Origin of the sequence: Anaeromicrobium sediminis (assembly GCF_002270055.1) — a bacterium.
Taxonomy (GTDB): Bacteria; Bacillota; Clostridia; order Peptostreptococcales; family Thermotaleaceae; genus Anaeromicrobium; species Anaeromicrobium sediminis.
Genome location: NZ_NIBG01000003.1, coordinates 38269 through 54379, shown reverse-complemented (window position 1 = coordinate 54379; position 16111 = coordinate 38269). Strand labels below are relative to the sequence as shown.

The 16111-nt window shown below is 30.8% G+C and carries 18 protein-coding genes; 4 read left to right on the top strand and 14 right to left on the bottom strand.

Going from position 1 to position 16111, the window contains the following annotated elements:
- Positions 1-184 precede the first annotated feature (184 nt).
- Positions 185-1246 carry a type I glyceraldehyde-3-phosphate dehydrogenase gene (gene gap, locus CCE28_RS04945; protein ID WP_095131585.1) on the top strand — a complete coding sequence of 354 codons (1062 nt, stop codon included), beginning with the start codon at positions 185-187 and terminating at the stop codon, positions 1244-1246.
- Between the two features lie 82 nt (positions 1247-1328).
- On the opposite strand, the gene nox is transcribed toward gap, so the two are convergent.
- The 4 genes from nox to CCE28_RS04925 form a co-directional block, all read right to left on the bottom strand.
- Entirely contained in the window at positions 1329-2663 is a 1335-nt protein-coding gene (gene nox / locus CCE28_RS04940) for a H2O-forming NADH oxidase (protein WP_095131583.1), read from the bottom strand.
- Positions 2664-3062: 399 nt separating this feature from the next.
- Complete coding sequence (locus tag CCE28_RS04935; RefSeq protein WP_095131581.1) at positions 3063-3617, bottom strand: D-glycero-alpha-D-manno-heptose-1,7-bisphosphate 7-phosphatase; 555 nt, start codon at positions 3615-3617, stop codon at positions 3063-3065.
- A 203-nt stretch (positions 3618-3820) separates the two neighbouring features.
- The gene (locus CCE28_RS04930) at positions 3821-4369 is read right to left on the bottom strand and encodes a ferritin family protein (protein ID WP_095131579.1); all 549 of its coding nucleotides are present in this window, start codon (positions 4367-4369) and stop codon (positions 3821-3823) included.
- Positions 4370-4682: 313 nt separating this feature from the next.
- Positions 4683-5498, bottom strand: coding sequence for a hypothetical protein (locus tag CCE28_RS04925; protein WP_095131577.1), 816 nt, complete (start codon positions 5496-5498; stop codon positions 4683-4685).
- Between the two features lie 425 nt (positions 5499-5923).
- Between CCE28_RS04925 and CCE28_RS04920 the strand changes: the two genes are divergently transcribed.
- Entirely contained in the window at positions 5924-6394 is a 471-nt protein-coding gene (locus CCE28_RS04920) for a DUF4489 domain-containing protein (protein ID WP_095131575.1), read from the top strand.
- A gap of 173 nt (positions 6395-6567) precedes the next feature.
- On the opposite strand, the gene CCE28_RS04915 is transcribed toward CCE28_RS04920, so the two are convergent.
- Positions 6568-6774 (bottom strand): hypothetical protein, encoded by a 207-nt coding sequence (locus CCE28_RS04915; protein WP_095131573.1) that lies wholly within the window; start codon positions 6772-6774, stop codon positions 6568-6570.
- A gap of 183 nt (positions 6775-6957) precedes the next feature.
- Entirely contained in the window at positions 6958-7230 is a 273-nt protein-coding gene (locus tag CCE28_RS04910) for a hypothetical protein (protein WP_095131571.1), read from the bottom strand.
- A 617-nt stretch (positions 7231-7847) separates the two neighbouring features.
- On the opposite strand from CCE28_RS04910, the gene CCE28_RS22715 reads away from it, so the two are divergent.
- Positions 7848-7973, top strand: coding sequence for a hypothetical protein (locus tag CCE28_RS22715; RefSeq protein ID WP_278277526.1), 126 nt, complete (start codon positions 7848-7850; stop codon positions 7971-7973).
- A 384-nt stretch (positions 7974-8357) separates the two neighbouring features.
- On the opposite strand, the gene CCE28_RS04900 is transcribed toward CCE28_RS22715, so the two are convergent.
- Entirely contained in the window at positions 8358-9032 is a 675-nt protein-coding gene (locus tag CCE28_RS04900; RefSeq protein ID WP_176461665.1) for a tetratricopeptide repeat protein, read from the bottom strand.
- Between the two features lie 289 nt (positions 9033-9321).
- On the opposite strand from CCE28_RS04900, the gene CCE28_RS22710 reads away from it, so the two are divergent.
- Complete coding sequence (locus CCE28_RS22710; protein WP_278277525.1) at positions 9322-9450, top strand: hypothetical protein; 129 nt, start codon at positions 9322-9324, stop codon at positions 9448-9450.
- A gap of 49 nt (positions 9451-9499) precedes the next feature.
- Here CCE28_RS22710 and CCE28_RS04895 read toward each other — a convergent pair whose 3' ends face one another.
- The 7 genes from CCE28_RS04895 to CCE28_RS04865 form a co-directional block, all read right to left on the bottom strand.
- Complete coding sequence (locus CCE28_RS04895) at positions 9500-10048, bottom strand: ferritin family protein (protein WP_095131565.1); 549 nt, start codon at positions 10046-10048, stop codon at positions 9500-9502.
- Between the two features lie 220 nt (positions 10049-10268).
- Positions 10269-11387 carry an aminotransferase gene (locus CCE28_RS04890; protein ID WP_095131563.1) on the bottom strand — a complete coding sequence of 373 codons (1119 nt, stop codon included), beginning with the start codon at positions 11385-11387 and terminating at the stop codon, positions 10269-10271.
- A gap of 14 nt (positions 11388-11401) precedes the next feature.
- Positions 11402-12457 (bottom strand): ornithine cyclodeaminase family protein, encoded by a 1056-nt coding sequence (locus tag CCE28_RS04885; RefSeq protein ID WP_095131561.1) that lies wholly within the window; start codon positions 12455-12457, stop codon positions 11402-11404.
- Positions 12458-12475: 18 nt separating this feature from the next.
- On the bottom strand, positions 12476-13438 hold the full coding sequence (locus CCE28_RS04880) for a threonine ammonia-lyase (protein ID WP_095131559.1): 963 nt from the start codon (positions 13436-13438) through the stop codon (positions 12476-12478).
- A gap of 164 nt (positions 13439-13602) precedes the next feature.
- Positions 13603-14736 carry a PucR family transcriptional regulator gene (locus CCE28_RS04875; RefSeq protein ID WP_176461664.1) on the bottom strand — a complete coding sequence of 378 codons (1134 nt, stop codon included), beginning with the start codon at positions 14734-14736 and terminating at the stop codon, positions 13603-13605.
- Positions 14737-14870: 134 nt separating this feature from the next.
- The gene (locus CCE28_RS04870; RefSeq protein ID WP_176461663.1) at positions 14871-15167 is read right to left on the bottom strand and encodes a hypothetical protein; all 297 of its coding nucleotides are present in this window, start codon (positions 15165-15167) and stop codon (positions 14871-14873) included.
- A 9-nt stretch (positions 15168-15176) separates the two neighbouring features.
- Positions 15177-15977 (bottom strand): epoxyqueuosine reductase, encoded by an 801-nt coding sequence (locus CCE28_RS04865; RefSeq protein ID WP_095131553.1) that lies wholly within the window; start codon positions 15975-15977, stop codon positions 15177-15179.
- Positions 15978-16111: the final 134 nt, after the last annotated feature.

Sequence of the window (16111 nt, the reverse complement as noted above, 5' to 3'; positions counted from 1 at the left end):
ACACATATGCTAAGTATTACATACAATTCAGTATACATAATACATTTTTTAATAAAAAACATATAATAATGTATACAAATAATATTAAATGTGTTATTATCTTCATGTAGTATAACACATTCAACAAATATTACATACAATTCAGTGTATGTATACATATATTTAATAACAGGGGGTACATGACATGTCAATAAAAGTAGGTATTAATGGTTTTGGTAGAATTGGAAAGAATGTATTAAGAGCATGGTTAGAAAGAAATCAAGGTATAGATATTGTTGCAATCAATAGTACTAGTGGACCTGAAAAGCATGCACATATATTTAAATATGACTCTTTATATGGTATTTTGCCTCAAGAAGTAAAGGCTACTGAAAATTCAATTATAATAGGAGATAAAGAAATCGTATTTACAGCACATAGAGATCCTGCTCAAATTCCTTGGAAAGAATTAGGAGTAGATATTGTAATTGAAGCAACTGGAAAATTTAGAAGTAAAGAAGATTGTCAAAAGCATATTCAAGCAGGTGCAAAAAAAGTAATTATTACTGCACCTGGACAAAATGAAGATAAAACACTTGTTATGGGTGTAAATCATATGGAGTATGATCCTGCAAAACATCATGTTGTATCAAACGCATCATGTACAACAAATTGTTTAGCACCAGTTGCAAAAATACTTGATGATGAATTTACAATCGTAAATGGCTTAATGACAACTGTTCATGCTTATACAAATGATCAAAATGTATTAGATTTACCACATAAGGATTTAAGAAGAGCAAGAGCGGCAGCACAGTCTGTTATTCCTACAACAACAGGTGCAGCAAAAGCAGTAGCAAAAGTATTGCCAACCTTAGAAGGTAAAATGAATGGTATGGCTATGAGAGTACCGATTCCTGTAGTTTCAGTAGTAGATTTAGTAGTTGAATTAGAAAAATCAACTACTGCTGAAGAAGTAAACAAAAAATTAAAAGCAGCAGCAGCAGGTCCTCTTCATGGAATACTTGGATATTCACAAGAACCATTAGTTTCAATAGATTATAAAAAGGATTATCGTTCGTCTATCGTAGATGGTTTATCTACTATGATAACAGGAAAGAATATGGTTAAAGTTGTTGCATGGTATGATAATGAATGGGGATACTCTTGCCGTGTAATTGATTTAGCTTCATATATTGGTGAGATCGGATTTGAATATGATTCAGAGGATTGTGAAACATCTGTTAAAAGACCTCTTATAGCATAAGATTCTATAAAAAATTCTCTGATTTATAAGTAATATTTTATATATAAAAACTCTGCATAATATTATGCAGAGTTTCTTTATACTACTTAGCAGATAATGCTGCCATTGTGATATAATTATATGGTTTATTGAAATGAGGTAAGAAGAAAATATCTAATAATTTGAGCTTATCAATTGTTAATTGCTCTTGTATTGCTAAAGAAAACATGTGTATCCCCATAGATATATCTATACTAGATGCCATTTGAGCTCCTAAAATACGTCTTGTAGCCTTATCATACACGATTTTCACCATAACTTCCGTATTGTCATCCTCTATAAATTCTGGTTTTTGTAAATCTGCCCAATCAGCAGATTCAGCATCGTATCCACGGCTCTTAGCTACTTCTAGAGTCATACCTGTAGATACCATTTTTAAATCATAGATACTAATACCGTTTGATCCTTGAACACCTATTGATTCTAATTTAGTTCCGCAAACATTATGTCCTGCTACTATACCACTTCTTACAGCATTTGTTGCAAGAGCTATATAGTTTGTATCTTGTATGGAATTATCATAAACTGTAGCACAATCACCAATTGCATATACATCCTCTTTACTTGTTTGTTGATTTAAGTTAACTTTATATGCACCATTTTTAAATGTTTCTAGAGAATCTTTGGCAATATCTGTATTTGGTCTAAATCCTATTGCTAAAACAACCATATCTACATCATACTCACCTTTATCAGTTAATACCCCTTCTACCTTTGTATCACCTTTTATCTCTGATACCATTTGATTAAACTGTAAATCAATTCCCTTGTTTCTTAAGTTATCTTCCATTTTCTTTCTAAATTCGCTATCATAATATCTTGTTAAGCATGACTCTGCAGCATCTATTAATGTAACCTTTTTACCGCAACGTTGAAAAGCTTCTGCAAGTTCAACTCCTATATACCCTGCACCAACTACTGCAACTCTTTTTATGTCTTTATTAGGAAGAAGTTCTATTGCTTTTTGAGCATCCTGATATAATTTTACAAATTGAACATTTTCAAGATTACTTCCCTTTATCTTAGGACTAATAGGTAACGATCCTGTTGCTAAGATTAATTTGTCATAGGTTTCATTTATTACTTCACCATTTTTGTTAACAGCTTTTACTACTTTTTTCTCAAAATCGATATGTTGTATTTCAGTTTCTAAATGAACCTTAGCACCTTTTTCTTCTATTCTTTCTTTAGTCATATAAAAAAGTCCTTCTGGTCCTTTTATTTGTTCTCCTATCCATAGTGCCATTCCACAACCTAAAAAACTAATATTTGAATTTCTATCAAATACAACCACTTCATTATTTTCATAATTATCCAAAATAGTATTTACAGCAGCTGTTCCCGCATGATTGGCTCCAACTAAAACAATTTTACTCATTATTAATCCTCCTTAAATATTAATATCTTTATTTTTTAACACATTATCTATCTCATTCCCTTTTTTCTCTCTACGCTTACCATATTCTTTTATAATATTTATTGGCACAATTTTAAGATCCCATTTTGTTTAAAGTATCCTATTTAATATGGAATTTAGAAAATATATATTTTAAGGGAATCCTATGGGAAATCATATTCTATTTTTATAGAATAATAATTATTATCATTTGAAATATACCCTCATTTAATATGTATAAACATATTTTTTGAATTTCATATTCTTCTTCTGCTAACCAAATTAATTTGAGTTTTAATTTAAGAAACCTATAAGAATATAAAAAACTCACACGTTAAATACTATGTGAGTTTTTTATATTTTTATAATTATGATATCATGTTAATTCGAGGAAACATGCTCTATATGTCTTTCACTCATTATATGATCCACAGCCTCTACTAGAGATTCATATATCTGCACTGTGCTATCTAATCCCTTTAAATGTTTTCTTCCATGTCCTGTAAGTACATAAAGTCCCGTTGCTCCCACATTGGATGCAAACTCAATATCAGATGCATGGTCTCCTATCATAAATGAATTATTTATGTCAATATTCCATTCTTTTATGGCTTTATTCATAAAGTAAGGCTTTGGTTTTTTGCAATCACATCCATCCTCCGTTCTATGTGGACAACAATATAGGGCTTCAATACTTATTCCATTTTCACTTAACTTGTCTAATATATAGTCATTTACCTTTTTCACACCTTCTTCAGTTATAAGACCTCTACCTATACCTGATTGATTTGTCACTATAAATAGTAAATATTCTTCTTGTAATTTTTTTAGCGCTTCAAATGTATATGGATATATATCAACTTTTTCAATATCTTCTATATATCCATTATCTTCAATAATAACTCCATCTCTATCCAAAAATACTGCTTTTTTCATATTATCAACTCCTTGATAAATATATTTTTTGTATTTTATTATATCATAACATTGTTAGCTTGATGACTATATGGCACTACCCTTATGGGGTATTCTTCCCCTACAACCCCTTATTTTTTTACTTATCCACAGATTGAAAAATTTATAATTTCCTTGTAAATAAAAAAGCAGATACCCTATTTAGGTACCTGCTTTTAATTATCTTATTTTCCAAAATATCTTTCTAATAATCCTTTAAATGCCATTCCATGTCTTGCTTCATCTTTACACATTTCATGTACAGTATCATGAACTGCATCTAAGTTTAATTTCTTAGCCTTAGTTGCTAATTCTTTTTTACCCATACATGCTCCGTGTTCTGCATCTACTCTCATTTGTAAGTTTTTCTTAGTAGAATCTGTTACTACCTCTCCTAATAGCTCTGCGAATTTAGCAGCATGTTCTGCTTCTTCCCATGCTATTCTCTTATATGCTTCTGCCACTTCTGGGAATCCTTCTCTGTCTGCTTGACGGCTCATTGCTAAATACATTCCCACTTCTGTACATTCTCCCATAAAGTTTTGTCTTAATCCTTCTATAATTTCAGGATCTACATCCTTAGCTACTCCAACAAAGTGCTCATCTGCCCAGCTTAAATCTGTTTGAGATTGTGCTACAAATTGCTCCTTTGGTGCCTTACACTGAGGACAGGCCTCTGGTGCTTCTGCTCCTTCATGTACATATCCACATACTTTACAAATAAATTTTTCCATTTTAATTTCCTCCTATTAATTCACTTTTAATCTATACGATTTAATTTTTTTATTATTATCTATGGTGTTAAAGAGCTCTTTTTTATCACCTTAATTTCTTACCCATGGTATATATACCACCTAAAACATATTTAAAACATCTTTTTAAAAACTTTTTTATTTTTTGATGCATTAGTAAATTATTCTTATTAGGAGTAAGAGCAGCACCCATGTCACAAGATGCAAAATAATATATTTCATTAAAAATAAAAAGGAGATTGTTGTAATCTCCTTTAAGGGTTTGAATTTCAATGGTTATATAAGTTTACTATAGTTAATTTCTTTTATTCAGTTTTTTAGTGGTTACAGTTACTGTTGGATTTCCCTTAAATGTTATTCTATTAGCCTTAAATTCACCATCCTTAAAATAATAATCAATAATAAAAAATCCTAGATATGCTAAAGGCTGTTCCTTAACTTCTACACCTACCACAACGTTTAAGGTATTATCCCTAACAGAATAATTTATTAAATCTTCATAGTAAAATTCTGAAACCTCACTAGGAGTAATTGCTGAATGTTCTTGTGGAATATGACCTATTTTCACATTATAAATGATATCATTTATTTTTATATCCACTTCTTTTTTAGATACTATTTTTGTTTCAACATTCTCTTTAATTATATCTAAAGCATCTTTAACTTTATATTCACATAAATTTTTAGTATTTAGTATATGAACTTCAGTAACATATATTCCCGTTCCCTTATTGTGAATTAGTATGACGACTAATTCCTTTTTATTATCATTATTTAAATCTAAATAATGTAACTTAGGCATAAATGATTTGAAGGTTATATTTCTCCAATCAAAAAATTTATTGACTCCGTTTATGCTCAATACCATACCTTTATACCAACCATCTTGTTCCTGTAAAGCGTATAGATAAATTTTTTCTTCAGGAATAGACGCAATCATTTTAGGAGTAGGATCAAAATCAGTATTAGTTTCTTGATTTTTATCATAAAAATTTGCTAATTTTGTATAGGATATATTATTGCTATTTGTTGGTACTACCCTTTCATTGCAGTCTGCAAGTAAGGTACTTAATATAAAAACTAGCATAAATATGAATATCTTTTTTTTCATTATTGCCTCCTATTAATTTAAATTTATGAAATCTTAATATACTTTTATTGTGCTGTCACTAGACTGTTTGTATTCTCACATTTCAGATACCTATGTATAAATTTTTTCTACATCATTTAAAAATGACCTCAAGAAGTTATTTTTTCATAAAAAAGAAAGTTATAATACGTGCAATTAACAATTTCGTTGGTTAAATTTTTGAAGATGAATTATATAAATATAATATAAGTAATATAAATTAAGAGCACTTGGATACATGTCCAGGTGCTTTATTATTTTAGAAGCATAATTGCTATTGTGTTACGTTCGTTTTATTTGTTTTAGCTAGTTATTTTGCAGTACATCACAACTAGTCTACTTGTATCATAAAATATATTAAACTTCCCATATACTTAGAAGTTAATAAAAATAAAGGAAGGAGATATATGTCAACATACTATAATTATAAAAAAAAACATTCTGACAAAGAGGAAGGAACAGATTGCATACTAACTTTAGAATGTGGGAAAATATTCGATCCTTATATACCATCTACACTTAATGATAATCCAAGCAATCCAATGATGCCCCCTATAAAACTAGCTTCTGTTACTGTTGATACTCGATCTTTACGCAAGGCGTATGTAAATATTGAATTTTCATCTATCATTAGCGTTGTAAATCTTAATGCTGATACAGATAGTACTATAACTTTAAAATTTAGACTTACTAGAGAGTGTAAAAATAAAGAAAAAGAAATATTACAGGAATGGGAGTATATACAATCTGTTGTTGGAGAGGATAACGGAAATGGAGAATCTAAAAAAACATTTACAGTAACTTTTTGCGAATGCTTAGATTGCTTTCATATAGACTGCTGCAAATATATTATTGAACTAATTCAAGTTGCTTCTTAAGGAAGATGGGTTGAAAGTATTAATGTTACTTGAAGAAAGAAAATTTTTTTCACATGATTACTTTTGTTGAAGCCTTCTGGAACCGAAAAGGAGATTATGAAAACTACATTCAAAAGGGTAGTACATTACAAAATTCATGTAATAAACTACCCTTTCTAATGTAATTTATCTTTTTAATTGTAACCTTTATCAACAATTATAGCAGTCATAACTTTATTAGTTATTCTTATCTTAGGAGGCTTGGGAGGAGTTATTGCTACTCCCACTGGTTCCTCTCCAACATCTAATATAGTATCAACAACTGTATTGTCTGATATTCTTATTACTGATACAGCGTCATCTCCTTCATTCGTAACATATGCAAAAGATTGAACTGCCATTATAATCCTCCTTTCTTTATAAATAAAGTTTATCTGATTATAAGATATTAAATTTTATGTATAATAATATATTGTATTTATCAATATGTAAAAAGTTTCAATTTTTTAACTATACCTTAAATACTGTTTTGAAGAATAATTAATAGGCATTAATAAACGCAACTCAATTACCGTTGTGTTGTGTTAAAATTGCTTGAAATTTGCATTAAGTTTAAGTTCTTGAAAAACTTCTGTGAATTTTTCCAAGAATATAGTTTTTAAATTTTGAAAATTATTCTTGTCTCCATCTTCATGAAACTTTTCTATAATTTTTTTATCTACAAGATTAGAATACTTTTCTTCTATTTCTTTTGTATACTCTTCTTTCAAAATTCTCTTCCAAATAAACTCTTTTCTTGAATAAATGTTTACTAAAGTTTGAAACATATCAATGCATATGACTTCAATTTTTTTCATAAGTATGACTCCATTTCAAAAAAATATTTTATCTAATCTTCCAAGTAATTGTTAGGGCAAGTTAGTTTTTTTCTAAAATTAATCGTGAGATTGTTTTTTGTTCCATTATCTAAAGCCTTTAGAGAACTAGATACAAAAATACAAGGACAAAATTGGACCACTGAACTAAAATAAAAAATTAAGTTGGTAGACTTAAATTGACAAAAGTGAGTACAAACCCGCCAACAGGGAAAGTTGGACCAAGATTAGCAAACATGTAGCATGTTTGTGGTTCGAATCCACCTAGTACAATTTATGCTCAGTATTGTCACAAGTGTACAAGTAGACTGTAAATGTAACTACCGTGTACTAGTTTGTTGATTTAGTTGAGGTGTGGGTAAGGGGATTAAGCATCTGGATATATATCCAGGGCTTTATTATTTTGGAAACAAATTTTATAGGCATGATGAAATAATTTGATTATTTATTTTAAATAAACATCTTTTATAAAATCCTAAAAAAGGCAAAAAAAATTCATTATTAAGTAACACATGTCCTTTAACATGAATAATTTGTATTATAACACAAATATAGGATTAAATTTAATAACTACATATTTTCTAAGGAGGTGTAACTAAATGTGTGATAGAGACTATGGAGGATATGGTTGCGATAATAGTTTACTATTCTTCTTTTTATTACTAGTAATAATATTCTGCAACTGTTACTTTGGTGGCTTTGGTGGCTACGGTGGTGGTTGTTAATGATGTTAAAGAGGATTGGGAGCTTCCCCAATTCTTTTTAACATCATTAACTTAGGCATAAAAAAGCATTATTTAGTAACACATGTCCTCTCAACTGAATATTTTGTACTATAAGACAAGTACAGGATTAGGTTTAATAAATACATAATTATAAAGGAGGTGGAATTAAATGTGTGACAATATAGGATATGGTGGAGCTGATAGTAGTTTATTATTTTTCTTCTTATTACTTGTTATCTTATTCTGTAACTGTGGAATCTTTGGAGGCTTTGGCGGTTACTAAGGAAATTAAAAAGACCAGAAATGCTTCTGGTCTTTTAACATTAAAAGGCATATATGTATCTTATTTTGTGTATGATAACACAGCTACTTATACTGCCCTTATTATTTGATCTTTCTTATTCTGGATAAAATAGCCCACTTTCTATGAATTCTCCTTATTCCCTTTGGACAATAGGAATATTCAGTTATAGCCTTTGAAAATAATCTCTTTGCTTTATCCTTATTCCCTAGGTTCTTATAAATCATACCCATTTTATATAGGTTTTCTGTATTAGAAAATCTCTCTATCTTTTCTTCTAAATCCCTTATTTTATCTAAATTGGATGATTTACTTTTCATTTCGCTATTTAGTAAATAAATATATGGTAATCCATATCCTACACTTGGATTTAAATCTAGTGATTTAATAATACACTCTTTCCCCTCACCGATTTCTCCTATTTCCATTAAACTTATGCCCATATTATACAGATAATTAGCCGTTTCATTATCCTTTAATTTAGGGTGATTTAAATACTGGATTGCCTCTTTATATCTTTTCTTTTCAACATACAACAATCCTAAAGACAGAGCCGCTTGTGCATTTTGAGGATTTAATTCCAAGGCCTTTAAGTTCTTTTTTATTCTTCTATTTCTTCTAAAGGACTTTGTAAAATCAGGTAAAAATCCAAAATAAAATTTATCTGCTAAGGCATAGATTATAATAACTCCAATTAATGCCATTAAAGGGTTTCCTGTAAACATACTAATTAAATAAAATAACATAAAACTTTTCATCATTATCCCTCTTTTCCTGTTTTCGAAAACAATTACAATTATACACAACATGAAATTTACTTACAATTACGGAAATATAACAATTATATTAAATTCTACTTAAAAAAAGCAGACACATCTTAGTGTCTGCTTCAGATATATTATTCTTATTAGGAGTAGTTTTGTCATGTGTAAAGTAAGAAAAACCATTATTTAGTAACACATGTCTTCTAACCTGAATACTTTGTATTATGGCACAAACAAAGGAATAAATTTAGTAAATCCATAATTATAAAGGGGGCATAATTAGATGGCTGATAAACAATATGAACACATTGGTGGTATACTTGGTGACAATAGTAGTTTACTATTCTTCTTCTTATTACTAGTAATATTGTTCTGTAACTGTAGCTTTGGTGGTTTTGGTGGCGGTTATTAATGATATTAAAAAGCAGGTACCCCATTTAGGTACCTGCTTTTAACTTATCTTATTTTCCAAAATATCTTTCTAATAATCCTTTAAATGCCATTCCATGTCTTGCTTCATCTTTACACATTTCATGTACAGTGTCATGAACTGCATCTAAGTTTAATTTCTTAGCTTTAGTTGCTAATTCTTTTTTACCCATACATGCTCCATGCTCTGCATCTACTCTCATTTGTAAGTTTTTCTTAGTAGAATCTGTTACTACTTCTCCTAATAACTCTGCAAATTTAGCAGCATGCTCTGCTTCTTCCCATGCAATTCTCTTATATGCTTCTGCTACTTCTGGGAATCCTTCTCTATCTGCTTGACGGCTCATAGCTAAGTACATTCCTACTTCTGTACATTCTCCCATGAAGTTTTGTCTTAATCCTTCTAATATCTCTTGGTCTACATCTTTAGCTACTCCTACAAAGTGCTCATCTGCCCAGCTTAAATCTGTTTGAGATTGTGCTACGAATTGCGCCTTTGGTGCTTTACACTGAGGACAGGCCTCTGGTGCTTCTGCTCCTTCATGTACATATCCACATACTTTACAAATAAATTTTTCCATTTTAATTTCCTCCTATTAATTCCGAATATATATTTTTTATTTTGGGATTCATCTTTTACTTTTTTGATTTCTCCCCCACCCTTCATATATATACCACATAAAACATATTTAAAACACATTTTTTGGTAAATATAAAAAAAATAAACAAAGCATAGTTTATATGCTTTGTTTATAAAAAAGTAAGTTTATGTACTTTTTAGTTTAAAAGTTTCATTTATTCCTATAAATCTTTCAGGAATTGAGATACCTTTTTCAATCCGTCCTCTATAACTTGGGCATTATTAGCATAGCCGATTCTAATAAAACCTTCCATATCCATAGCTTTGCCAGGAACAAACATGACCCCTGTTTCTTTTAATAGTTTTTCGCAAAATTCCTCCGAGGGTATATCAAAATCATATTTAACAAAAGCAGTGGTTCCTGCCTTTGGCTTCACATAGCTAAGCTTCGGCTCTTGTGCAATCCATTTATCTAATATTTTAATATTATTTCTTAGAATACCTAAATTTCTTCCAATAATTTTTTCCTTATTTTCTAAAGCAATTCCTGCCAAATACTCATCGATCATACCACAACTAATAGTATTGTAGTCCCTTCTTCTATTAATCATTTCAATAAATTCCTCAGGTCCACAAATCCAACCAATTCGAAGGCCTGCTAAAGAAAAGGTCTTAGACATGCTTCCCGTACTGATTCCCTTTTCATATAAATCCGCAATAGATGCAGAAAAGCTCTGTCCATTATGATTCAATCCCCTATATACTTCATCTGACAAAATATATGCATCTATAGATCGGGCAATTTCAATAATTTCTTTAAGAAAAGATTCATCCATTAATGACCCTGTAGGATTATTGGGATTGTTAATACAAATTAATTTTGTTTTTTCATTTGCATAACTTCTTAATTCATCTAAATCAGGTAAGAAATTATTCTCAGGTAAAAGCTTTAATATTTTCACATCAGCTCCAATAGATTCTGGAATGGAATAATGTTGCTGATAAGTGGGTAATACAGATATTACACGATCATGGGGTTCTACCAAAGTCATTAATGCTAGCTCATTTGCACCAATGGCTCCATGAGTAACAGAAATATTATTAAGCTTTGCTTTTTTATAAAGAGATGCAATTCCTTTTCTAAGGGGAATTGCCCCTTCAATGGCACCATAAGTTAGTTTCATATTCAAAATATTTTCAATGACTTCTTCTTCTTTCCCTGCTATTTGAAGTAATTCTTTTACAGTTAAGGATTCTACACAAGTTTCTGCCAAATTATATTCACAGTTATTTTCATATAGATTCATCCAAATTTCTACACCGAAGTCTCTAATTTTCATATTTCAACCTCTCCCTATAATAAAATTTCTTCCCCAATATTCTTTTCTTTTGCTATGTGAATAGCTAAGTTTGAAATCATTAAATCCTGTAAAGCGATTCCTGTTGAATCATAAACAGTTATATCACTTTCAGAAGTTCTTCCCTTAATATTTCCTAACATAACTTCTCCAATTTCTCCTATAATATGACTTTCATCAATAATCCCCTTCTTAATAGGCATTTCAGTTTCACCCACATTTGTTGCTTGATTTACATCATCCACAATTACCTTTGCTACACCAAAAATATTTTCATCTATTTCCTGCTTCCCAGACATATCTGCCCCTACACAACTAATATGTGTTCCAGGCTTTACCCATTCTTTCATAATCATTGGTTTTCTTGATGGTGTTGCAGTTGTAATAACTTCACTTTTCTTCACCGCATCCTCTAAATCTTCTACCGCTTCAAAGGCTACATTAAACTTTTTCTTTAAAGCATTATAAGTTTCTTCATCCTCTTTGTAGTATTGAAGGAATTCCTCTTTTAATAATCCTTTTATGTTTCCTTCAAGTTCTTTAGCCTTTTCAAAGTTAAGCGGATCGTATAATCTTACAGTTTTAATATTCTCCATGGCCATTAAAATTGCCGCAATTTGAAATGGTGCTTGATGTCCAGTCCCTACCATTAAAAAGTTTTCAGCATCTTTATTTGCCAAGTACTTAGCCCCAATGGCACCTGCTGCACCCGTTCTCATACCTGTAATATGTTCTGCACTCAATAGACCCATTGGTGCCCCTGTTTTCATATTAAATAAAAGGGTCGTTCCAATAAGTGGCGGTAAATCCTTTTTAGGATTTTCACCATACCAGGAAACTAGCTTTAATCCATAAATATCCGCATCCTTTAGATATCCAGATTTAATATCCATATCTGCTACACCAGGTTCGAATTCGTGAAAGATCATAGGCCATACATGAGCTCTTTTCTCTGCCTTTAGGGTATATACCTTTTCTACACCTTCAATTACTTGTTTCATTCCCAATGTCTTTTTGATTACTTCTTGATTTAAAACCTTCACCTTAAACATATTGTTTCCTCCCATTAATTAATAATATTGTTCTACTAAGGATTTGAATACCTCATCTCCTATATTTCCACCCGTGATTACCAAAGCTACCTTTTTACCTTTAAAGCGCTCTCTATTTTCTTCGTAAGCTGCATATCCAATAGCACTTGATGGTTCACACAGTATTTTTTCATATTTCAACATATCTACTGTAGCTTTTCCTATGGCTTTTTCTGTAACAAGAATCACATCATCAATACACTGTTCTGCCATTTTATAAGGATTTTGGGCAATACCACCAATTAAAGCATCACAAATACTCTCAGATGATTTGAAATATTCGTAGCAAACCTTATCTTCTAAAGACTTTTTCATTGCAGGACTGGCCTCTGTCTGAACGCCAATCACTTCTATATTTGGGTTTATATGTTTGGCATAAACACCAATCCCAGTGATTAACCCTCCCCCACCAATAGGTGTGATAATCACATCAATGGCTGGATTCTGACTAAGTATTTCTAACCCAACAGTTCCCTGGCCAGCTATACATACCGGATCTTCACAGGGATTTACTTCAATAAATCCTTGTTCCTTTATTTTTTCTTCACCTATATGATGAGCTTCATCAAAATCTTTCCCCACCTTATTCACTTTAGCCCCAAAGCGACTCATTTTTTCAACTTTTGGAAAGGGTGTATTCTTTGGAACAAAGATTTCTGCCTGATAAATTCCGAGTTTTGAAGCCGTATAGGCTAAAGCTGCCCCATGATTTCCCGAAGAAATTGCCGTTACTCCTCTTTTAATCTCTTCTTTTGTTAAGCTTGTTACTTTACTCATAGCTCCACGGATTTTATAACTCTTTACAACAGGCTGTTGATTTTCAAGCTTCATAAAGACCTCCGAATCTTTATCACTTAATCGGAAACTCTTTTCTAGGGATGTTGTACAAATATGTTCTTTAATTCTTTCATATGCCAATTGAACATCCTTATATGTAAGCACACATAACACCTCCTATGGACTTTGCATAATTATTCTTATTGTTTGTATCATTATACCAACCCTTCAATTGTAAATGTTCTAATAATTGTCAGACTTTTTTGTAACTTTTACAATCCTACGCATATTTCTAACAAAAAAAAGAACATCCTTAGATGTTCTAACGTTTAAATCTTATTATTCATTATCATGTATACTCTTACCATAAAGGCCAGTTGTTCATAAAAACCAGAAGTATCTGATTCAATGTGCAATAATCCTTTTATCTTTTTTATTCTATATCGAATGGTATTTCCATGTTGAAATAATTCCTTTGCTGTCTTATTAATATCGCCCTCATTATTTACATAAATACAAGCAGTTTTCACTAAATCCGTTTCATGTCTTTTATCATAATCCATTAAAGGCATAATCATGCTATTATAATATTTTTTTAGCCATTCATTTTCTAGCATCGGAACGATTACTTTATTAATACCTATATTATTAAAGTTTATATAGTCACAACCATAGGCCTCTGCTGTTCTTCCTGCATACATGGCCTCTTTTATGGCTTCATCTAATTTACTTAGTAGTTTCATTCCACTAGAAGTGCCAATTACGTAATCTCCAGAATTCATACCTCCCCTTGATAAAAACTCTGTTATATTAATACTCTCTTCTTCCCTCGATATGATTAATAGCACACCATTTTCAACCAATAATGCCGTACTGTGTAGGTCTCTTGCAGGGCCGTTGTTAATGGTAGAAATAATATACTTTGGATCTTCATTACATTTCATATATACAACAAAAATATTTTCATGAAAACTTGAATTAATTTCTAAAGCCACACGTCTAACCATGTTCTCTGAAAGGTTTGCACTTAAAAGTCCATGTACCTTTGAAGATAGATACAAGTTGTCTTCATCATCCTTTAAAGCTTTAATAATATCATAGATAATATTTTCCGTATAAGTTTTTTCAGTGTATAAAAAAATAGGAAAATCATTTTGATTACAATAGTCAATAACTTCTTGAGAAATGTCTTTAAAATAAATGTTTTTGATAGCTAATCCGCAGACCCGAATTTCTACTAGTTCATCTATTACTTCTATCAATCGGTGCTGCTCTTCTCTTATGGGATATAAACTGGTTACTAGAAAATCCCCTTCCCGAAAAACAGTTTTAATACACCCACCTATTTCATAATCTAAAATGCCAACGGCTTTAATAATTTTCCCTAATCCATTTTCACCAGCTATTAGTCTTACATCTTGTAATCTAGGAAGATTACAAGTATCTCCCACAGTTAAACTCAACTGACCCACCTACTTTATCTTCATATTATCATATATTTTAACCTATTTCTTATGAAAGTCACAAGGATTTATTATATCTTTTTATTTGTCTTTTATTTAATAAATTGTTACATGAATTTTTTTAAAGTGTAAAACTATGATAATATCTTTTCCATGCCTGCTTTTACAGGCTTATATAGACCTAGGCAAATAATAAAACCTATAATACCATTAAAAATACCTTCCATCGTTAAAAGGATTATGAGTTTCATAATACCACCTACTTCTTCCTTTGAATTTGCCACAAATATAGCCGTATGGCCATCTGCTCCCCCAATTATTCCAATGCTAGCCGCCTCATTTCCCGGGAATAATTTATTAAATACTCCAATAAATAAGCCTATTAATAAGCTAAGTATAAAGTGTTTTTTAAATGTCCATATTTTTTTCATATGTTTCATCTAATCTTCCTTTCTTAAAAGTACATTTCTATTTTCGCACACTACCCCCGTCTGACATTTTCCACAGCCATATCTTGGATCATATTTTTCTTTAGTCATATCTACAAACCCTGCACATAAATCTTTATCTTTTCCCTTTTCTGATATGGCATTGGCAGGACATCTTTTTATGCATTTTCCACAGGATCCATCCCTATACCACAAACAATACTCATATATACCACTATAAGCCCTATGGGTTGGTTCTATTTCCAAGGAAGTTATTACACTTCCTACTCTACCTGCTGCTCCTAGTTTAGTGATTATTGATTCACTAAGGCCAAAGGTTCCTAGTCCTGCCACATACCCTACATGCCTTTCAGACCAATTACTTTTCCTGTTTTCCACTCTAAAATCTTTATCCATCGTTGGAGCAATGGCTGTCACACCCATTTTCTCTAATTCCTTAATAATAAATTTCTTCATTTCTAAATTCATTAGCTCACCTTCAATACGTCCATAAAGCCATTCAGTAGAAGGTAACTCACCTATCCTATTACTTTCTCTAACCCTTTTAGAAAAGGATAAAAAATAGGATATGACCGTTCTTCCCTCAGGCATCCATTCCTTTGGTGTCCTATGATTAGGGCCTATCGCTTTTTCTTTTTTTAATTGTTCAAATAATTTGTCCTCAGAAGAGGCAAAACCAAATATTACTTTATCATATATTATCAAATCATCTAATTTTTCTATTTTATTCATGGGACAATTTAATAAAAAATCTGTAGCTTCCTTTATAAAAATATCCTTATTAAATTTCATATATATGTACCCCCTAGTTAATTGCCTTTTATTTACATTTTACAACTTTTAGGTTTTTTTTCAACAGGTGGATAGTTATTATTAATTGGTTTAATTCTATCTATTCTAAATGTTTTGACAACTACTTTTAGAGA